This window comes from Streptomyces sp. DH37 (assembly GCF_029813835.1).
In the GTDB taxonomy this organism is placed as follows: domain Bacteria; phylum Actinomycetota; class Actinomycetes; order Streptomycetales; family Streptomycetaceae; genus Streptomyces.
The window spans coordinates 214,125-233,592 of the sequence record NZ_JARVKV010000001.1 but is presented as its reverse complement, the minus strand read 5'-3'; the positions used below and the strand labels follow the sequence as shown (position 1 = coordinate 233,592).

Below are 19,468 nucleotides of genomic sequence, written 5' to 3'. Positions count from 1 at the left end.
CCCTTTAGCTAATACATTAGTGGAATGATGATGTAGGCCGACCGACGGCCTGTCAAACGGGCCGACTTCCCGCGTTCCGGCCGGGGCGGCGGCCGTCAAGCCGGACGGCCGGCGCCGGAACCCTTGACAACCTCATTGGTCTGGACCAACCTTCCGGGGCGGCGCGGTGCCACCGCGCCGCCCCGCACGCGCCCCACCCCCACCGCCGCCCCCCACGTACGGAGACAGCCATGGACCGCACCTCCGCACAGGTCAGCGGAGCGAGACAGCTCCGCACCCGCACAGGACTCGCCTCCGTGGCGTGCGCCGTCCTCCTCGCCGGCGGCGCCACCGCGCTCGACGGCCGCGACGCGCACGCCGCGGAGCCGAACCTGGTGAGGAACGCCGGGTTCGAGTCCGGGCTGGGCGGCTGGACCTGCTCGGCGGGCAGCGGCACGGTCGTCTCCTCCCCGGTGCACGGCGGCGCCGCGGCGCTGAAGGCGACCCCCGCCGGCAGCGACCACGCCAAGTGCTCCCAGACCGTGACCGTGAAACCGAACTCGGCCTACCAGCTCAGCGCCTGGGTACAGGGCTCCTACGTCTACCTCGGCGCGAGCGGGACCGGCACCACCGACGTCTCCACCTGGACCCCGGGCACCTCGGGCTGGCAGCAGCTGCGGACCTCCTTCACCACCGGCCCCACCACCACCTCGGTCACCGTCCACACCCACGGCTGGTACGGCCAGAGCGCCTACCACGTCGACGACGTCCTCCTCACCGGCCCCGGCGACCCGGGCGAACCCGACCCCGAGCCCGAGGCCCCGGCCGCACCCGGCGGACTCGCCGTCGCCGCCACCACCGCCACCTCCGTCACCCTCAACTGGAACGCCGTGACGGGCGCCACCGGCTACCACGTCTACCGCAACGGGCAGAAGGCGCTGTCGGTCCAGGGCACCTCGGCCACCGTCACGGGACTGACGGCCTCCACCTCCTACGAGTTCCGCGTCAGCGCCGTCAACGGCGCCGGCGAGTCCGCGAAGTCCGCCCCCGTCACCGCCACCACCGGCCGCGACAGCGGCGGAGGACCCGGAGACGGCCTGCCCCGCCACGCCCTCGTCGGCTACCTCCACGCCAGCTTCGCCAACGGCTCCGGCTACACGCGCATGGCCGACGTTCCCGACTCCTGGGACGTCGTCAACCTCGCCTTCGGCGAGCCCACCTCCACCACCTCCGGCGACATCCGCTTCGCGCTCTGCCCGCCGAGCGAGTGCCCGAACGTGGAGACGGAGGAGGAGTTCAAGCAGGCGATCAGGGCCAAGCAGGCGGCCGGCAAGAAGGTCCAGATCTCCATCGGGGGCCAGAACGGCCAGGTGCGCCTCACCACCACGGCCGCGCGCGACGCCTTCGTCCGCTCGGTCGGGGCCATCATCGACGAGTACGGACTCGACGGCCTCGACATCGACTTCGAAGGCCACTCCCTGTCCCTGGACGACGGCGACACCGACTTCAGGAACCCCAGGAGCCCGGTCATCGTCAACCTGATCTCGGCGCTGAAGACCCTCAAGGCCCGGTACGGCGAGGACTTCACCCTCACCATGGCCCCCGAGACCTTCTTCGTCCAGCTGGGCCACCAGTACTACGGCTCGGGACGCTGGGGCGGCCAGGACCCCCGCGCCGGGGCGTACCTGCCGGTCATCCACGCCCTGCGCGACGACCTGACGCTGCTGCACGTCCAGAACTACAACTCCGGCCCGATCATGGGACTGGACGGCCGGTACCACACCATGGGAAGCGCCGACTTCCACATCGCGATGACCGACATGCTGCTGACGGGCTTCCCCGTCGCGGGCGACCCGAACGACGTCTTCCCGCCGCTGAAGCCCTCGCAGGTGGCGATCGGCCTGCCCGCGAGCAGCCACGCCGGAGGCGGGCACACCAGCCCCGGCGAGGTCGCCAAGGCCCTGGACTGCCTCACCAAGGGCACGAACTGCGGCACCTACCGGACACACGGCACCTGGCCGGACCTGCGGGGCCTGATGACGTGGTCGATCAACTGGGACCGGTACGGCGGCTGGGAGTTCGCGCGGAACTTCGAGGGCTACTTCGGGCCGTGAACGGCGGAGGCGCCCCCGCGCACCGGCCCGGGCCCCGCGTCGGCGGGCCCGGGCCGGTGCGGCGCGCCTCAGCGCCTCAGGGCGACGAGGCGGTAGAGCGGGCCCGGGCGCGCGGCGTCCTGGTCCGGCAGAGCCGCGAGCCGTTTGCACACCTCGGCCGCCCGGTCCGGGCCGGCCCAGGGGATGCGTCCCTTCCGGATCACTTCCTGCCAGGTGCGCGGGCTGCGGCCCTGACCGGCGCCGGGGAACACCGTCTCGCCCGCGCCTTCCAGCCCCTCCCCCGCCGCCCACCGGAGCACACGGCGGGAGTGATCGGACACGCGCGGCGCGTACCGGCGGCGCGGCTCCGCCGTGACGCGGGCGACGTCGCCGTCCGGGACGAAGTAGGCGTCGTCCTTGTCGACGGTGGTGATCAGCGTCCCGCCCGGTCGCAGCACCCGGCTCGCCTCGGCCAGGACGGGCACGGGGTCCGGCAGCAGGTGCAGCAGCCGGACGATCACCACGGCGTCCACGCTGCCCGACGCGAGGGGCAGCCGGGTCGCGTCCCCGCGTACGACGCCGCCCGGCACCCGGTCCGCCGCCGGCCTCAGCATCCCGGACGAGCGGTCGACGCCCAGCACCGTCCGGTGGGGACGCAGCAGCAGCCTGGTCACGATGCCCGTGCCGCAGGCGACGTCCACCACGGTGCGGCGCCCTTGCGGCAGCAGCCGCTCCAGCGCCTCCGCGGCCGCCCGCGCTCTCGGTTCGCCGCCCCGGGAGGCGTCGTAGCCCCGGACCTCGTCGTCGTAGTCGATCAACCCGTCCGTCCCGTCCGGAGGACGCGCCGCGGGCGTCCGTCCCACCGCGCCCTCCACGCCCCGGCCGGGCACGGCGGGAGGGGGCCGTCCCGACGGGTTCCGGACCCGTTCCCGGGGGTCAGTCGAGGGCGATGCAGACGCGGATCCGCTTGCCTCCGGCGTGCCGGCTGATCTCGAAGCGGCGGCACAGGGTGAGGACGATCTCCATGCCGTGCCGGCCCACCCGCTCGGCGTCGGGGGCGGCGAGGCCGGGCATGGCGGCCTCGGTGTCCCAGACGGTGACCTGGAGGTCGTCGCCGACGATCTCCGCGTCGAGCAGGCACGGGCCGGGGGCGTACTTGGTGACGTTGGTGACCAGCTCGCTCACCACGAGCTGGGCGATCTGCACCGCCTTCGTGGTGACCGGCAGACCGTGCTCGGCCTGGGCGCGGGCGAGGTAGCCGGACACGAAGTCCCGGGCGGCCGGGATCATCTCCGTGCCCGCGTCGTAGGCGGCGCTGGCCCGTGCCAACGATGGCTGCTGTGCCCGCTGGTTCGGCACCGTGCCCTCGACCGTCTTCATGCTCACTCTTTTCTCGCCGCTCTTGTCCCCGTGCGGCCCTGCGGGACAGCCGTTTGCAGGACCGGGCACCGTATACCCCGACGGGCCCGCGTTACTCCGATGCGGCGGTCTTCCGTCAGCGGAGGTGTCCCGCCGGTGGTCCGGGGAGCGGCAAAGCGGTCTCCCCGGACCGCCGCACCGCCCCGTGCGGCGGGTGCCGGCATGCCCTGTCCGCGCGGCCCTCACCGGACGACTGCCCGCCCCGGCAGCGGGTAGGGCCGGGGGTGTGTCTGCTCTGTCTTCCCGCTCCCGGTCCGAGCGCGAGCGGCTGGCCCAGGAGCTGCTGGACCGCGCGACTCCGGTGATGAGCGCGCTGGGCGTGCTGTTCCTCCTGGTGGTCCTCGGCGAGCGGCTGGCCCGCCCCGGCAGCGCGCTGGCCACGGCCCTGGCCGTGGCCGGGTGGCTGCTGTGGGCGGTGTTCGCCGCGGAGTTCCTCGGCCGTCTGGTCATCGCCCCCGACACCGGTGCCTTCTGGCGCCGCAACTGGTGGCAGGCCCTCTTCCTGCTGCTGCCCTTCCTGCGGGTGCTGCGGCTGGCGCACTCGGTGCGGATGCTGCGCACCGGCCGGGTGCTCTCCTCCGTGGTGCGCTCCTCGCGCTCCGCACGCCGCGTGCTCGGCGGCCGGATCGGCTGGCTGGCGGCCGCCTCGGCCATCACCGTCCTGGGCTCGGGAGAGCTGCTGTACGAGTTCGGCACCTACCGGTCCCTGGGAGCGGCCCTGCACGCGGCCGCGCTGGCCACCGTCACCGGAGAACCGCTCGGCCGCTCCGACGGCTTCTCACAGGTCCTGGAGGTCGTCCTGGCGGTCTACTCCGTCGCCGTCTTCGCCACCCTCGCGGGCAGCGTCGGCGCCTACTTCCTCGAATCGCACGGAACCGGACGGCGGCAGCCGGAGGGCCGGAGGCCGGACGGACCGTGACGGCCGCACCGCCGCCCGCCGAGTGCCCGCCGCGGGCCGTGCCGCACCGATGACTTCTCCGCCGGGCCGCGGTCCTCCCTCCGGCGGCACGAGCCACCCGGCGGACCGGGGATGAGGAACACGCCCAAGAACAGCGAGAAGGCGACCCCCGCGGACTCGACGGTCGTCTCGCGCGACGGCACCGGGATCGCGTTCGAGCGGTCCGGCACCGGACCGGCGGTGATCCCGGTGTCCTCGGCGCCGGCCGACCGATCCGACACCGCCGAGCCCTCCGGTCTGCTGTCCCGCCACTTCACGGTCATCAACTACGACCGCCGCGGCCGCGGAGCCAGCGGCGACGGCACGGAGTACGCGGTCGAGCGCGGGATCGAGGACATCGCGGCGCTCATCGACCGCGCCGGCGGGTCGGCCTCGGTGTTCGGCAATTCCTCCGGAGCCGTGCTCGCCCTGCGCGCCGCCGCGTCCGGACCGGACGTCCGGCGACCGGCGCTCCACGAGCCGCCGTTCGTGGTCGACGAGGCCGACGGCTTCGGTCCGCCCGGGGACTTCGCACAGCACGTCGACGCACTGATCGCCTCGGGCCGGCGCGGCGACGCGGTCAGGCACTTCACGACCAGGGCCCGGGGCGTGCCGGGCTTCGTCGTCGCGTCGATGCGGCTGGTGCCCGGCGTGCGGCCGAAGCTCACGGCGATGGCCCACGCGCTGCCCCACGACATCGCCGTGATGGACGACACCCGGCGGGGCAGGCCCCTGGCGGCCGATGTGTGGTCGGCCGCGACCGCGCGGGCGCTCGTCCTCACCGGCGGAAGGAGCCCCGCGGGTTTCCGGCGCGCCGCGCAGGCGGCTCACCCGGGTGCTGCCCGCCGCCGACCAGCGCACGCTCGACGGTCTCGGCCACGGTGCCGTGGTGATGGCGCCCAGGAGGCTCGCGCCGAGCCTCGTCACGTTCTTCCGGGACTGAGGTCCTCGCACGGGCCGACGGCGGTGAGCGCGGGCCGGCGGGCGCCGGGGCGGTCCCGGATGTCACCCCGCGGCTCCGTGCCGGTTCGCCCGGGCCCGGGTCCGGGCCCGGCTCCGCGACGGGCGGGGCGGGGGCGGGGGTCCACGGCGTGCCCCGGACGGCCGGGGCCGGACGGGTGGCATCGGCCCGTACCGGCGGGAATACGCGGTAGGCATACCGGTACCACCCCGGTCGCGGTGCGCGCCGAGACCGTTCCGGACCACTCGAGGGGACCAGTATGGCCGTAGAGATCCCGCCCCTGGTGAAGCCGTCCCGGCTCCGGCGCCGAGGAGGCCTGTGGGGCGAATGCATGGCGGAGTTCCTCGGGACGTTCGTCCTCATCTGCTTCGGGTGCGGCGTGGTGGCCATGGCGGTCGCGGCGCTGCCCGGATCGGGGCGCACCGAGGGACCCACCACGTTCTTCCTCGGCGCCGGGGACTGGCTGCTGATCACCTGGGGCTGGGGCATGGCCGTCGTCTTCGGCGTGTACGTGGCCGGAGGGGTCAGCGGAGCGCACATCAACCCGGCGGTGACCCTGGCCTTCGCGGTGCGCCGCGGGTTCCCCTGGGCCAAGGTCCTCCCGTACGTGGTCTCGCAGGTGATCGGGGCCTTCGCCGGGGCGGCACTCGTGTACGGCGTCTACCACGAGGCGATCAGCACCTTCGACGACGCCATGCCGGGCCCGAAGACCAACGGGCACACCCTGGCGTCCTTCTCCATCTTCGGCACCTTCCCCGCCCCGTACTTCCAGGGCGGTGTCTGGGGGCCCCTGGTGGACCAGATCGTCGGCACCGCCTTCCTGGTCGTCTTCGTCGTGGCGCTCATCGACATGCGGAACACCGGTGTCAAGGCGAACCTCGGACCGCTGCTGGTGGGGCTCGCCGTGGCCGCCATCGGCATGTCCTTCGGCGCGAACGCCGGGTACGCCATCAACCCGGCCCGTGATCTCGGCCCGCGCCTGTTCGCGTGGGCGGCGGGCTGGCAGGAACTCGCGATGCCGGGAACCCTGGACGGGGTCTTCAGCAACTACTTCTGGATCCCCATCATCGGACCGCTCGTCGGTGGCGTCATCGGCGTGCTGGTCTACGACCTGCTCGTCGGCGACGTCCTGCACATCCGCGCGCAGGAGGAGGCGGCGCCGGAGGTCGGCCGGACCCGCCCCCAGACGTCGACCGACAAGGAGTGACCGCGGGAAGCCCGCGGGGCCGGCGGACGCCGTGCTCCCGCCCCGGTGCCGGAGGCGGTCCGGGAGACCGCCCGGCCGAACGGGTCGAGGACGTACGCCGCGCGACGACCGCGCCGCCCGACGCCTTCCCGGCGGGCCGCCTGACCGACTGACCGACCCGCCGAGGTGGTGACGCATACCGGGTGTGCTGCCCCCCGGCCTGGTCCGCTCCGGCAGCCGACCGCGTCGGTGTTCTCCCACGACGGTGTCCTCCAGCACGGGGACAGCGACGGGAACGGAGGCGTGGCCGTCGAACGGATCGCCTGACGCGCGACACGGCGACGCGGCGACGCAACAGGTGACACGTTCCAGGAGAGGGACCGCCTTCTCGATGAGGGACCGGAGGCCGTGGCGTGGCACCACCCGCGTCACCGCTCCCGCACCGGCGCCTCAGGCGGAGGCGGAAGGTGTCGCGCGACGCGGAGGCCGGGCCGGGGTACGGGTGTCGGTGCGGTGTCGGCCGTGTCGCGTATCGACGAGGAGGCGGCTTTCGGCCACATTGGCGAGTAGCATCCGGCAACAACACCCCCCTACAAGGAGCGTGAGCCGTCATGGCCGATGAGTGCATCCAGAGTGTGTACGCGCAGCGTTTCGCCGCCGATCTGGAGAACAACCGCGCCGAACAGCGGGAGATCGACGAGCAGATCACCAGGCTCCGGGCACGGCTGGAGCAACTGCGGGCGGACGAGCGGTGGTTGTCCGAGATGCGGCAGGAGACCGCCTCGGCGACCGGGGCCCACCAGGGCGCGGAGGACGGCGGCGCGGACGGGGACGGCAGCGCGGACGGGGACGGCGGTTCCGCCTCCGCCCCGGTCCCGGTGGAGGAGACGGCCGTCCCGCAGCCGCGGCAGGAGGAGACGGTCGGCAAGCCGGCCGCCACCGGGAAGACCACCGCCGGGAAGACCACCGCCGGGAGGACCGCCGCCAAGTCCGGTGGGCGCAAGTCCGCCCGGAAGAGCCCCGCGAAGAAGGCCGCCGCCGGGAAGACCGCCGCGAAGACGGCGGGGCGGAAGCCCGCGGGGCCGTCACTGCGCGAGCTGGCCCGGGAGGCTCTGGAGCACCACGGCGAGCCCCGGTCGGCCGCGGAGATCACCAAGGAGTTGCAGGCCGCCCACCCCGAGCGCACCCTGACCGTCCAACTGGTGCGCAACGCCCTGGAGAAGCTGGTGGCGACCAGTGCCGCCGAACGCTCCAAGCAGGGCAGCAGCGTCTACTACACCTCCTCGCAGCCGTCGGCGACCGCGGCCCCGGACACCGAGGGGACCGAGGCGCCGCAGACGGCGGAGCCGGCCACGGCGGACGCGTAGGAACACCGCCGTCACGCCTCCCTCGGGGTGGCCGCCGGCCTGCTGTGCGCGGACCGCGAGCCCCCTCCCGGCCTCTCGGGCGCGGCGGCCGGGCCGACCACCGGGTCCGGGACCTGTCCGTCGGCGCCGTGGCCGAGGACACGGTGGCGGGCCCCACCGGGTGCGGGGCGTTCGGCGTCGACGCGGCCCGGGATCCACGCCTCCGCGCCGGCCCGTTTCGCTGAACGCCGTGATGTGTCGTAGAGTTCAGGAACCGCCGCGGGGTGGAGCAGCTCGGTAGCTCGCTGGGCTCATAACCCAGAGGTCGCAGGTTCAAATCCTGTCCCCGCTACTGGAAGGGTCAGGCCCGGCGCATTCTGCGCCGGGCCTGATCTGTTCGCTCCCCGGAAGTGCGTGCGGCACGCGGGGAGATGTGGCCGGCCGGGAGTGTGGCGCGAAGCGGGTGCTCCCGTCGTGTCCCGCGCCGGCTCCGGACGGAGACCGCCCGTCGTCCTACGCGGTGCACGGGAGAGCGGGCCCGCCCCACGGGAGTCTCGGCCGTGTCGGGCGGCACGGGCCTGCTCGGCGTACGCGTCCGGCGCCTGGGCCGCGGCCCCTCAGCGTCATCGACGGTCTCCCGCCCCTCCCGGGGCGTCGCCGAGTCGGGGGCAGGCCCGGTGGAGCCGGTGGACGCCCTCTCCGATCTGCCCGGTACCGGGGGTGCTCACATAGCTCAGGCGCAGACGGGGTCCGGGGGGCTCGGCCGCGAAGTAGGGGCTGCCGGGGGTGACCGCCACGCCGGCGCGCAGGGCCGCGGTGACGACGGCGTTCTCGTCGGTGCCGTCGGGAAGCCGCAGCCACAGGTGGTAGCCGCCGCGGGGGCACCGATCGGGGACGAGGTGGGGAAGGACTTCGCGCAGGGCGGCCAGGGCGGCGGTCCGGCGGTCGCGCAGGGCGGCTGCGAGGGTGCGCAGGTGGCGGGACCAGGCCGGGGAGCCGACGAGTTCGAGCGCGGTCTCCTGCAGGGGGCGGGGGACGAAGAGGCTGTCGACCACCTGGATGGCCCGCAGGCGTTCGTAGACGGGCCCGCGTGCGGTGAGGGCGCCGATCCGCAGACTGGGCGAGGTCGCCTTGGTCAGTGAACGTACGTGGACGACGACCCCGTCCGGGTCCTCCGCGGCGAGCGGCGGCGGCAGCCGCGGAGTGTCGGCGTGGGCCAGGCGGCGGGCGAAGTCGTCCTCGAGGACGAAGGCGTTGTTCGCCCGGGCGATCCGCAGCACCTCCTGCCGCCGCTGCGGGGGGAGTACGGCACCGGTGGGGTTCTGGAACAGCGGCTGGCAGACGAAGACCCGGGCCCGGGTGGCCCGGAAAGCCTCGGCGAGCAGGTCGGTGCGGACACCGTCGGCATCGACCGGGACGGGGACGGGGCGCAGGCCCGCGGCGCGGGCCACGGCGAGGACGCCGGGGTAGGTGGGGGATTCGACGAGGACGGGCGCGCCGGGTGAGGCGAGGGCCCGCAGGGCGGTGGTGAGCGCGCTCTGGCCCCCGGCGGTGATCAGCACGTCGGAGGCGCTCAGACGGCCGTTCGGTCCGCCGACGTCGCGGGCGAACCAGTGCCTGAGCTCGGCGATCCCCTCGACGGGGGGCCGGGACCAGGCGCCGGGCCTGCGGCCGGCGCGTGCCAGGGCCGCCGCCAGGGCGGATTCGGGTTGCAGGGTCGCGTGCGGGTATCCGCCGTTGAGGTCGATGACTTCGGGCGGTGGAGCGGTGAGCGTCGCCAGCACCCCGTCGGCGCCGGCGCTCCATGTGCTCGCGTCGACGGCCACCGGGGACGCGTCCGCGCTGAGGGCCACGTCCTGCCAGGAGACGTCGCCCGGTGCGCCCGGGGTGCGGCGGGGAGCCGAGCGGAAGACACCGGTCCCGGGCCTGGTGACGACGAGGCCCTCCGCGGCGAGGGCGGAGACGGCCCGGGACACCGTCACCGGACTCACCCGGTACCGGTTCACCAGCTCCCGGCTGGAGGGCAGCTTCTCCCCTTCGGAGTAGCGCTCCAGGTCGTTCCGCAAGGCCGTCACCAACTGAGCGACACTGCTACGCTCCTGCATGACGGTACAAGATAGCGCTACCCATCCGGCGACAGTAGCGGCGGGCAGCGGCACCCTGCTCGCGGTGCTCGCGATCGTGTCCTTCTCCTTCAGCTTCCCGGCCACGGTGTGGGCCCTGGACGGCTTCGGTCCGTGGACGGCGACCGGCGCACGGGGCCTCCTGGCCGGTCTCCTGGCGGCGGTCTGCCTCGCGGCGGCCCGCGTACCCGTGCCCGAACGCAGGCACTGGCCGGGCCTGCTGACGGTTGCCGGTGGATGCGTCATCGGCTTCCCCCTGCTGACCACGCTCGCCCTCCAGGTCTCCACGACCGCGCATTCGGCCGTCGTCATCGGCGTCCTCCCCCTGGCGACCGCCGTGGCCTCGGCCGCGATCACCGGCCGGCGGCCCCCTCGGGCCTTCTGGGCGGCGGCCGTGCTGGGCGCCGTCGCCGTCGTCTCCTTCGCGCTCCGGCAGAGCGGCGGGCTGCCCACCCTCGGTGACGCGTACCTCTTCGGCGCCCTGCTGGTGTGCGCCGCCGGATACGCCCAGGGAGGACGGCTCGCCTCCCACCTGCCCGGCTGGCAGGTCATCGCCTGGGGCGTCGTCGCCGCCCTGCCCTTCTCCGCGCTCGTCACGGTCCTCGCCCTGCCCCGGGAACCGGCCCACCCGACCGCCGGGGCAGTCGTCGGCCTGGTCTACATCGCCGCCGTGTCCCAGTTCGGCGGCTTCGTCCTGTGGTACCGGGGGATGGGCGTCATCGGTGTTCCCAGGGCGAGTCAGATCCAGCTGGCCCAACCCCTCATCACGCTCGTCTGGTCGGTCTTCCTCATGGGCGAGCGGCTCCCTCCCCTGGCCCCTCTCACCGCCCTGGTGGTCCTGTGCTGCATCGCGGCCACCCAACGCGTCCGCCACTGACGCGCGCGGGCGACGAGTCGCGGGCGCTCCGCAACATCCCCCGCCGGCACCCCCGCCGGCGGCTCCCACCGGAGCGGGGCCTCGAACACCGGGCGGACGACGGGCTCCACGGGTGGGCGGAGCAGTCCGCTCCCGGCCCCGTGCGCCTCCCGCGCCGGGCACACGGGACCGTGCCCTACGTCACATCCGCGACGCCCGGTCCTTCCCCGCCGGGATCCCGGGAACCACCATGCGCGGGAGGGCCTCGGCGCCCCTGACGCAGTCCTGTTCTCCCGGAACCGGAAAACCTACTGTGTTCGCACGAGATACCGGCAGGCACCGAAGCCGGGACCCCCGTCGTGGGCGGCGGCCGGTGGTGCCGGGGCCCGCAGAGTGCCCGACAGGGCGAGGGGTACGGGTGTCCCGGGAGGACCGGCCGAGCACCACCGACAGCCTCGGCGACGGCTCCCCCGCCTGCGCCACGGACCGCGCCGCGGAGATGCCCGGCGCCGCCCTCCCGCGGGCCGTCGGCGAGGCCGGACCCGTCACCCCTCCGCGGTCCGGGGACGGGCGCCGCCGCTCCTCCCGCTGCCGGCCGCGCATCGCCGGGTGCCCGCGAACTCGCCGACCGGGACGGCCCGCTCGAGGACGACGATGCGGCCCGGCCAGGAGCCGCGCCGGTCGGCCGACCCCTGGCCGAAGGGCCCGGGCGACGCACCCGGGCACGGTGGGGGCCGCCCTCTCCGCACAGGGGCGTTCCCGTCCGCGGAGACGGATATCTGCTGTCGCGGGAGGAGAAAAAATCCAAAAGCTCCGCGAGATCTCCGCGGCGCGGCGGGAGGAGGCCGAAAAGCCTTCCGCCCACCGCCGCTCTCCCCGTGCTAGTGTCGATCTCAGTTGCAGTTGTGGTTCCCAAAGACTTACAAGTGCCCTCACCGCCATCCTGTGCGGTGGGTGCGCTTTCTTGTTTCCGGTGCTTTTTCCGGACGGGGCAATCATCGCGGCGACTCGGGGGCCGCGCAGTGCGGTCCCGGAAACTGCCCCGTCAAAGGAGACAGACATGGCTACTGGCACCGTGAAGTGGTTCAACAGCGAAAAGGGCTTCGGCTTCATCGAGCAGGACGGCGGCGGCGCCGACGTCTTCGCCCACTACTCCAACATCGCCGCCCAGGGCTTCCGTGAGCTTCAGGAAGGCCAGAAGGTGAGCTTCGACGTCACGCAGGGCCAGAAGGGCCCGCAGGCCGAGAACATCGTTCCCGCCTGACGCCTGGCGCGTTCGAGAGCCGGGGCCCGCATCCTTCGGGGTGCGGGCCCCGGCTCTTCGCCTTTCCCGGCCCCGGCCCGGTGCGCCGAGCCGACTTCCGCACCCTGCCGGGGCGCGAAGCCGCGCGGGTTCCACGGCGGGCCGCGCCCCGGACCCCGGGCCGGCCCCCGTCGTCCCGAACGGGTCCGGGCGGCCCCGCCGTTCCGCGACTCCCGGCCCCCGGCTCCCGTGGCCCATTCCGGGCCGTCCGGACTTCATTTCCGTTTTCCACCGGCACGTTCCTGCGTTTTCCCGCCCGCTCGTTTCAGCCAGGGGAATCCTCGACACGCGCCGTTTCGAGGAGGTTCCGCATGAACCGCGCCACCCGTACGAACGACCGCCGCTCCTTCACCGCGAAAAGCACCTCCGCCGGTTCGGGCAGGAGCGGCGGATTCCGCTCGCGGGCTCCCGGCCGCCCGGACGTCCGCGGCCGCTCCGGCGGCCACGGACGCCGGCCCGCCTCGCTCCAGGGCGAGTTCGCGCCGCCGGTCACCGTCACGCCCGCCCTGCCCGCGGCGGCCACGTTCGCCGAACTGGACATGCCGGCCGCGCTGCTGAGGACGCTCACCGACCTGGGCATGAACGAGCCGTTCCCGATCCAGGCGGCCACCCTGCCGAACTCGCTGGCCGGCCGGGACGTCCTGGGCCGGGGCCGCACCGGGTCGGGCAAGACCCTCGCGTTCGGGCTGGCCCTGCTCGCCCGCACCGCCGGGCAGCGCGCCAGGCCGCGCCGGCCGCTGGCCCTGGTCCTCGTGCCCACCCGCGAGCTGGCCCAGCAGGTCACCGACGCGCTCACCCCGTACGCCCGCTCGCTGTCCCTGCGGACGGTCACCGTGGTCGGCGGCGTGTCCATCGGGCGGCAGGCCGGCGCGCTGCGCTCCGGGGCCGAGGTGGTGGTCGCCACCCCGGGACGGCTCAAGGACCTCATCGAGCGGGGCGACTGCCATCTGGACCAGGTCGGGGCCACCGTGCTGGACGAGGCCGACCAGATGGCCGACATGGGCTTCATGCCCCAGGTCACCGCGCTGCTCGACCAGGTGCGCCCCGAGGGGCAGCGGATGCTGTTCTCGGCCACCCTGGACCGCAACGTCGACCTCCTGGTCCGCCGCTACCTGAACGACCCGGTGGTCCACTCCGTCGACCCCTCGGCGGGTGCGGTCACCACCATGGAGCACCACACCCTGCACGTCCACGGCGCCGACAAGCACGCCGTCACCACCGAGATCGCGGCCCGCGACGGCCGGGTGATCATGTTCCTGGACACCAAGCACGCCGTGGACCGGCTCACCAGGCACCTGCTGAGCAGTGGTGTGCGCGCCGCCGCACTGCACGGCGGCAAGTCCCAGCCCGAGCGCACCCGCACCCTCACCCAGTTCAAGGACGGCCACGTCACCGTGCTGGTGGCCACCAACGTCGCCGCCCGCGGCATCCACGTCGACAACCTCGACCTGGTGGTCAACGTCGACCCGCCCGGCGACCACAAGGACTACCTGCACCGCGGCGGCCGTACCGCGCGGGCCGGCGAGTCCGGCAGCGTCGTCACCCTGGTCACCCCCGACCAGCGGCGTGCCATGGACCGTCTGATGGCCTGCGCCGGCATCGTCCCGCACACCGCCCGCGTCCGCTCCGGAGAGGCCGAACTGAGCCGCATCACCGGCGCGCAGGCGCCCTCCGGCGTCCCCGTGACCATCACCGCACCGGTACAGGAGCACGCCAGGCGCGGCGGGGCCCCGTCGCGCCGCCGCCGGAACCGCGGACGCTGACGACGCCCGGCCGCAGACGCCGGACGCCCCGGACCCGCCACGGTCCGGGGCGTTCCCGGCGCACCACCACCGCGCACATGGCCGGCCGGGGGCGGCCCCTGGAACGGGCGGTCAGAACGGGCGCTCGTACGGGTGGTCCCTCACCCGGTCGTAGATCCCGCGCAGCCATGGCCGGCGGACGGCGGGCAGCCGTGCCAGCGTGGCGAGGAACACCCCGGAGTCGGGCCGGAACGGCTCCCACGGGTGCGGCGGCGGCGGATCGTCGCGCAGAACGCCGTCGGGCAGTCCGCGCGTCGCGGGGACCGGCGGGCGGACCTGACGGAAGGCCAGGCACGCCCACACGTCGGCGGCCAGCGGCACGGTGTCCACGGCGCCGGACGGCTGCCACACCCGTCCCGTCCGGGGGTGCCGCGGAACCAGGGCGATGTCGGCCGCGGGGCCGCAGGCGGGCAGGCCCGGTCCGGCCGGGGCCGCCTGCCTGGCCGACGGTCCCGGCGGGAGCAGCGCGCCGAGCGCGCGGCCGAACGTGTCCGCGGCGAGACCGCCGGGAACGGCCACGGGTCCGCCCGCCGAGGCGGCCAGCAGATGCGCCAGCGCCGCCCCGACCGCCGCCTCCCACCGCGGGCTCCACGCTCCTGACGGCTCGACCGGCGGCGTGGCCTCCCACTCCCCCGGCAGCACGTCCCAGTCGTCCCAGTCGTCCCAGTCGTCCGTGTCGTCCGTCCGAGGAGCCGGTTCGTCGGCCGGGAGGCGGCGCACGGCGTTCGGGGCGAGCCACACCGCCTGCCACGACGAGCAGTCGTCGATGCGGGTCGCCGCGGGCAGGCCGCACCGCGCGCACGCCAGGTTCGGGCCGTCCCTCCCGTCCGGCCCGATGCAGTAGCCGCCGCACCGCTCCGGGATCAGGACGGTGCCGCGCACGTCGCCCGGTGCGACGACGACCGCTCCCGGCTCGCCGCAGGACAGGGCGTCGACCGGTGCGAACACGCCGCGCTCCTCCGCCTCCTCCGCCCCGATCCCGCTCCACAGCCGCCACGGCGGGCCGAAGGGCTCCGGATCGACCGCGTACGTCCCCGGCTCCATCAGCGCGGGGAGCAGTTCGTGCCGGTACCGCTGGTGGGCGTGAACGGGAAGCGCGACCTGCGACACGGGGGCGGTCAGCACGGCGCCGCACCGCGCGCACGCGAACACGGCCATACGTCCTCCCCACCGCCCGGACAGCCGGATCATCCCCCACCCGGCGACCGGCGGCCAACCCCCTCCTCCTCCGCGTGTGGCGGCCCCTGACGGCTTTGCCGTCTCTTTACAACCAGTCCGGCCGCCGCCTCGTCTCTCCGCTCGATCCGTAACGCAGCCCGCCGCGTCACCCGGTGGGCCGACCGACGAGAGAGAGCGATCCATGCGCCGAACTGTCCTCAGTGCCACGGCACTGGCGTGCGCCGCCGTGCTGGCGAGCGCGGCGCCCGCGCTCGCCGACGGGGCGAGCCCGGTCCCCACGAACGGGCCGGCCACCGTGGCCCCCGCCCCCGCCCCGCCCACCGCGGCTCCCGCGCCGGCTCCGTCCACCGCGGTCCCCTCCGCCGCGGCGCCGACGCCGGTCGCGAGCGTCCCGCCGGCCCCGACGCCGGCGCCGAGCCAGGTCTCCGTCGTGCCCAGCGGCGCGCCGGACACCGGTGCGGCGCCGGTGTCGTCGCGCTCCGGGGCCGGGACCGCGGGCGGGCTGGTCGGCGCAGCCGCCGCGGTGCTCGTCGGCGGCGGCGCGGCCACCCTCCTCGTACGTCGCCGGCGGGCGACCGGGGCATGACGTCGCTCTCCAGGCGCGCCTTCGCCGCCGCGGCGCCGGTCTCGCTGCTCGTGGGCTGCGGCGGCCCCCGTGCCGGCCGGGACGCGACCGCACGGTCCGCCGGCACGCCACCGCCCCCGCGGCCCGCGGCGAGGACGGCACGCGCCCTCGGCCGTTCGGTCCCGGTCCGGTTGCGCATCCCGGCCATCGGGGTCGACACCCCGGTCATGCGGCTGGGGCTGGCCTCGGACGGCAGCGTGCAGGTGCCCCCGATCACGGCGCACGACCGGGCGGGCTGGTACCGGCACTCGCCGACGCCGGGTCAGACCGGCCCGTCGGTGATCCTCGGCCACACCACGGTCGGCGTCCACGGGGACGGGGTCTTCCGGCACCTCGCGCGGCTGCGGCGGGACGAGCGGATCGCGGCGCGCCTGGAGAACGGCACGACGGCGGTGTTCGCCGTCGACGCCGTACGGACGGTCGCCAAGGCCGCTTTCCCGGTGGACGCGGTCTACGGGAACGTGGACCGCCCCGAGCTGCGGCTCATCACCTGCGGCGGCCCCCGCGGCGGTGACGGCTACCTCGGCAACGTGATCGTCTTCGCCGCGCTGGCCTCGGCCGGCCCTTGAGCCCCCGCCCGGGTCCCGGGCCGGTGGAACCGTACTCCAGCGGCCCGGGACCCCTGCCCGCATGTGCCACCACGACCATGGAGAGCGTTGAAACGGTCCCGCAGGAGAGCAGCGTCCGAGCTGTTCGCCGCCCTCTACCCGCGTCTCGCCGGCTGGTGCCGCCGGCTGGTCGACGACGACGAGACGGCCCACGAGATCGCCTCGGAGGCGTTCACCCGGCTCTGGGCCCGCTGGACGTCCGTCGCGGAGCCCCAGGGTTTCCTCTACGTCACCGCGGCCAACCTCGTCCGGGACCACTGGCGCAAGCTGGAGCGCGAGCGCAGGGCGGTGCGCCAGGTCACCGCCGAAGCCGTCGTCGGCCCGCAGACCGAGCAGGCCGACCCCTCGGTCCGCCTGCTCGTGCAGTCGCTGCCGGAGCGACTGCGCGTCCCGATCCTGCTGCACTACTACGCCGACATGTCGATCCGGGAGGTGTCCGTGCTGACCGGGCGCAAGGAGGGAACCGTCAAGGCCGACCTCCACGCGGCCCGGGAGCTGCTCCGCGCCCACCTGAGGAGAAGCCTTGATCACACACGCTGACGAGGGTCCGGACTTCGAGCCGGACGATCCCCTCGCCGTCATCCTGCGGCCGTCCTCCGAACGCCTCGGTCCGCCCCCCGGCCGCTACGAGGCGATCCGCCGCGCCGCGGCGCGCCGCCGGCTGCTCCGCGCGGCGGCCGGGGTCGGCGTGTCGTGCGCCGTCGCCGCCCTCGTCGCGCTGCCGCTGTACTTCTCCGCACAGGTGGCGCCCGTGCCCCCGGCGGTCCCCCTCGCCCCGCCGCCCGCGAGCGGTCCGCCGGCCTCGCCCTCCCCGTCGGCGCCACCGGAGACCGCGAGCCCCCGCCCCGCCGGGGAGGAGCGCCCCGGCACCCCGCCCGGGCCGGCCGACCCCACCCACGCTCCGTCGGCGATACCGGGCTCTCCGTCGGCCGAGCCGACGGTGGTCCGGAGCCCGCCCGTCGCCACGGCCGGGAGCGGCGCCCGGCCGTAGGCCGCGGCCCGCGCGGTCGTGGCCGCCGCCGGCGCGTCCGGAAGGCCGCGCGCCCGCACCTTCGTCCGCCGCCGTCCGCGGTCCCCGGAGGGCCGCCGCACGGGGGCCGCGGGCGGGAAACGCACCGGCAGGGCGACCGGGCTCCGGTCGAAGGGCCCCTGCCGCCGCTCCGGTTCCTCCACGCCGACGACCGGTTCGGTGCCGGGGATGCGGTCGCGGGGCTTCCCCGCGGCGACCGCGGCGACCACCCGGGCGGGGCTCCTCGCCGGGCAGGTGTGCCGGCCCACGCCCCGCGCCGGGTGGGCGCGGTGTGACGACCCGCCGGATTCCGGTCCGCGGGACCGGGCGCGGCGCCATGGCGCCGGTGATGCCGGGGCTCACCCGCGACCACCACGAGCGCCGGAGTGCCTGATCGTCACGGGACCGGCCCGATGCCTCAAGGGGCTGACGGCAACGAACACGGCGGGCCGGTCGCTCCCCGCCGCGCGCCGTTCGACGCCGTGCGGCGGGCGGATTTCCCCGCAGGCGGCAGGCCCGAGGACCTTTCACCGACGGTGTCGGCGGGCGGCGTTCCGCGCGCCGAACGCGGGGGCTCCCCCCCGGGAGGCGGGCCCGCCCGTGGCCGGTATCGCGCTGTTGAGCGGCCGGCACGTCCGGCGGAGAATCCCGCCATGCGCACACAGATGCCCCCTCGGCGCACGTACCGGAGTTTCTTCACCGACAGCACGTACTGGGACAGCTACCGGCCGCGTCCCGGCGACATCGTCATCTCGACCCCGCCCAAGGTGGGCACCACCTGGACACAGCGGATCACCTCCGTCCTGGTCTTCCAGAGCACCCGGCTCCCGGGGCCCCTCATGGAGATCAGCCCCTGGCTCGACTGCGCCTTCGTCCCCCTGGACCGCATGCTCGGGACCCTGCGGGAACAGCGGCACCGGCGGTTCATCAAGACCCACCTCCCGATGGACGCCCTGCCGGTCCACTCCGAGGTGTCGTACCTGGTCGTCGGACGCGATCTGCGGGACGCCGCGCTCTCCACCCACAACCACGCGATGGGCACCGGCCGGGCGGCCGGCCTGCTCCCGCCCGGGCCCGTCGGCGACGACGTCCACACCCCCGTCCATCCCCCGGTCCCCGAGGACGTCCACGAGCACTGGCGCGGGTACTTCACCCGCAGCGCCTTCCCGTGGGAGTCCGACGGCTGGCCGTTCAACTCGCCCACCCACCACCTGGCATCCTGGTGGCGGCACCGCGACGAGCCCAACGTCCTCTTCCTCCACTACCAGGACATGCTCGACGACCTCGACGGGCAGATGCGCCGCGTCAGCGCGTTCCTGGACATCCCGGTGGACGAGGGCCTCTGGCCCGAGCTGGTACGGGCGTGCACCTTCTCCGACATGCGCTCCGGGCAGGACCGGATCTTCGGGGAGGGCGCGATCGGAACCGCGGCCACCTCGTTCCGGTTCTTCCACAGGGGACACAGCGGGCAGTGGCGCGGCACCGCCACCGAGGAGGACCTCGCGCTGTACCGCGCGGCGATGGAACGGCTCCCCGCCGACCTGCGCGCCTGGCTCGCCCGCGACGCGTGAGGAGCGGCCGGCCGCGGGCCCGCCCGGCCGGCGGCGGCCGGCCCCGAGCGGCGGGCCGTCCGTCCCGCGCGGCGGAACGGACGGCGGAACGGACGGCTCGACGGCGCGGGGCGGGCGTGGTGGGTGATCGGGCTGTGGGCGGCGGTGTGCGCGGTGCTGACGGCGGGCTCCGCGCTGTGGCTGCGGCGGTTCTCGGCGGGGCCGCCGGAGGCGCTCCAGAGGTGGGCCCCGCGCCGCTGAGGCGGGGCGTCCGCACCCTTCCTTCCGCCCCACCCGCGCGGGTGCGTAGTATCGCCTGGTCATCACCGCGACGGGTGCCAGGAAGCCGGTGCGAATCCGGCACGGTCCCGCCACTGTGACCGGGGAGCACAACCCTTCGTGAACGCCACTGCGCAAGCGGGAAGGCCGGGGGAGCGTCGATCCGGGAGTCAGGACACTGTCCTGTCGCGGGTCTGTCCGAGGAGCGAGGAC

General features: G+C 75.0%; 18 protein-coding genes, 1 tRNA gene and 1 riboswitch. Of the genes, 14 read left to right on the top strand and 5 right to left on the bottom strand.

The features are described 5' to 3' along the window. The first annotated feature begins 230 nt into the window (after positions 1–230). Positions 231–2,093, top strand: coding sequence for a chitinase (locus QC029_RS00970; RefSeq protein ID WP_279553322.1), 1,863 nt, complete (start codon positions 231–233; stop codon positions 2,091–2,093). A 68-nt stretch (positions 2,094–2,161) separates the two neighbouring features. Here QC029_RS00970 and QC029_RS00965 read toward each other — a convergent pair whose 3' ends face one another. Beyond that, positions 2,162–2,890: a class I SAM-dependent methyltransferase gene (locus QC029_RS00965; RefSeq protein WP_279553353.1), complete on the bottom strand. Its 729-nt coding sequence runs from the start codon at positions 2,888–2,890 to the stop codon at positions 2,162–2,164. Between the two features lie 118 nt (positions 2,891–3,008). Further along, positions 3,009–3,452, bottom strand: a complete 444-nt coding sequence (locus tag QC029_RS00960) for an anti-sigma regulatory factor (protein WP_279553321.1) — start codon at positions 3,450–3,452, stop codon at positions 3,009–3,011. Positions 3,453–3,717: 265 nt separating this feature from the next. On the opposite strand from QC029_RS00960, the gene QC029_RS00955 reads away from it, so the two are divergent. Further along, positions 3,718–4,410 (top strand): hypothetical protein, encoded by a 693-nt coding sequence (locus tag QC029_RS00955; protein WP_279553319.1) that lies wholly within the window; start codon positions 3,718–3,720, stop codon positions 4,408–4,410. A gap of 305 nt (positions 4,411–4,715) precedes the next feature. Here the strand turns inward: QC029_RS00955 and QC029_RS31040 are convergent, their stop codons facing one another. Beyond that, positions 4,716–5,210 (bottom strand): hypothetical protein, encoded by a 495-nt coding sequence (locus QC029_RS31040; protein WP_336621551.1) that lies wholly within the window; start codon positions 5,208–5,210, stop codon positions 4,716–4,718. 438 nt (positions 5,211–5,648) lie between these two features. On the opposite strand from QC029_RS31040, the gene QC029_RS00945 reads away from it, so the two are divergent. From QC029_RS00945 to QC029_RS00935, 3 genes are all read left to right on the top strand, one after another. Continuing rightward, positions 5,649–6,596 (top strand): MIP/aquaporin family protein, encoded by a 948-nt coding sequence (locus QC029_RS00945; RefSeq protein WP_279553318.1) that lies wholly within the window; start codon positions 5,649–5,651, stop codon positions 6,594–6,596. A gap of 590 nt (positions 6,597–7,186) precedes the next feature. Next, positions 7,187–7,942: a hypothetical protein gene (locus QC029_RS00940; protein ID WP_279553317.1), complete on the top strand. Its 756-nt coding sequence runs from the start codon at positions 7,187–7,189 to the stop codon at positions 7,940–7,942. Positions 7,943–8,199: 257 nt separating this feature from the next. Continuing rightward, a tRNA-Met gene (locus QC029_RS00935) sits at positions 8,200–8,273 on the top strand. 271 nt (positions 8,274–8,544) lie between these two features. On the opposite strand, the gene QC029_RS00930 is transcribed toward QC029_RS00935, so the two are convergent. Continuing rightward, positions 8,545–10,026, bottom strand: a complete 1,482-nt coding sequence (locus tag QC029_RS00930; RefSeq protein ID WP_279553316.1) for a PLP-dependent aminotransferase family protein — start codon at positions 10,024–10,026, stop codon at positions 8,545–8,547. Between the two features lie 73 nt (positions 10,027–10,099). Here QC029_RS00930 and QC029_RS00925 point away from each other — a divergent pair, with 73 nt between their 5' ends. The 3 genes from QC029_RS00925 (at position 10,100) to QC029_RS00915 (ending at position 13,966) form a co-directional block, all read left to right on the top strand. Next, entirely contained in the window at positions 10,100–10,921 is an 822-nt protein-coding gene (locus tag QC029_RS00925; RefSeq protein ID WP_336621552.1) for a DMT family transporter, read from the top strand. A gap of 1,039 nt (positions 10,922–11,960) precedes the next feature. Then, on the top strand, positions 11,961–12,164 hold the full coding sequence (locus QC029_RS00920) for a cold-shock protein (RefSeq protein ID WP_006604579.1): 204 nt from the start codon (positions 11,961–11,963) through the stop codon (positions 12,162–12,164). A gap of 350 nt (positions 12,165–12,514) precedes the next feature. After that, a complete protein-coding gene (locus QC029_RS00915; RefSeq protein WP_279553313.1) occupies positions 12,515–13,966 on the top strand; it encodes a DEAD/DEAH box helicase in 1,452 nt (483 codons plus the stop codon). Between the two features lie 111 nt (positions 13,967–14,077). Here the strand turns inward: QC029_RS00915 and QC029_RS00910 are convergent, their stop codons facing one another. Beyond that, on the bottom strand, positions 14,078–15,163 hold the full coding sequence (locus QC029_RS00910) for a hypothetical protein (protein WP_279553312.1): 1,086 nt from the start codon (positions 15,161–15,163) through the stop codon (positions 14,078–14,080). Positions 15,164–15,365: 202 nt separating this feature from the next. Here QC029_RS00910 and QC029_RS00905 point away from each other — a divergent pair, with 202 nt between their 5' ends. From QC029_RS00905 to QC029_RS00880, 6 genes are all read left to right on the top strand, one after another. After that, positions 15,366–15,770, top strand: coding sequence for a sortase-dependent protein (locus tag QC029_RS00905; protein ID WP_279553311.1), 405 nt, complete (start codon positions 15,366–15,368; stop codon positions 15,768–15,770). Continuing rightward, the gene (locus QC029_RS00900) at positions 15,767–16,378 is read left to right on the top strand and encodes a class F sortase (RefSeq protein WP_279553310.1); all 612 of its coding nucleotides are present in this window, start codon (positions 15,767–15,769) and stop codon (positions 16,376–16,378) included. Before QC029_RS00905 ends, QC029_RS00900 begins: the two co-directional genes overlap by 4 nt. Before the next feature lie 87 nt (positions 16,379–16,465). After that, positions 16,466–16,957: an RNA polymerase sigma factor gene (locus QC029_RS00895; protein ID WP_279553309.1), complete on the top strand. Its 492-nt coding sequence runs from the start codon at positions 16,466–16,468 to the stop codon at positions 16,955–16,957. Continuing rightward, entirely contained in the window at positions 16,941–17,408 is a 468-nt protein-coding gene (locus QC029_RS00890; RefSeq protein WP_279553308.1) for a hypothetical protein, read from the top strand. Before QC029_RS00895 ends, QC029_RS00890 begins: the two co-directional genes overlap by 17 nt. A 671-nt stretch (positions 17,409–18,079) precedes the next feature. Beyond that, complete coding sequence (locus QC029_RS00885) at positions 18,080–18,997, top strand: sulfotransferase domain-containing protein (RefSeq protein ID WP_279553307.1); 918 nt, start codon at positions 18,080–18,082, stop codon at positions 18,995–18,997. 123 nt (positions 18,998–19,120) lie between these two features. After that, the gene (locus QC029_RS00880; RefSeq protein ID WP_336621550.1) at positions 19,121–19,237 is read left to right on the top strand and encodes a DUF418 domain-containing protein; all 117 of its coding nucleotides are present in this window, start codon (positions 19,121–19,123) and stop codon (positions 19,235–19,237) included. Positions 19,238–19,315: 78 nt separating this feature from the next. Beyond that, positions 19,316–19,436, top strand: a riboswitch (cobalamin riboswitch). Positions 19,437–19,468: the final 32 nt, after the last annotated feature.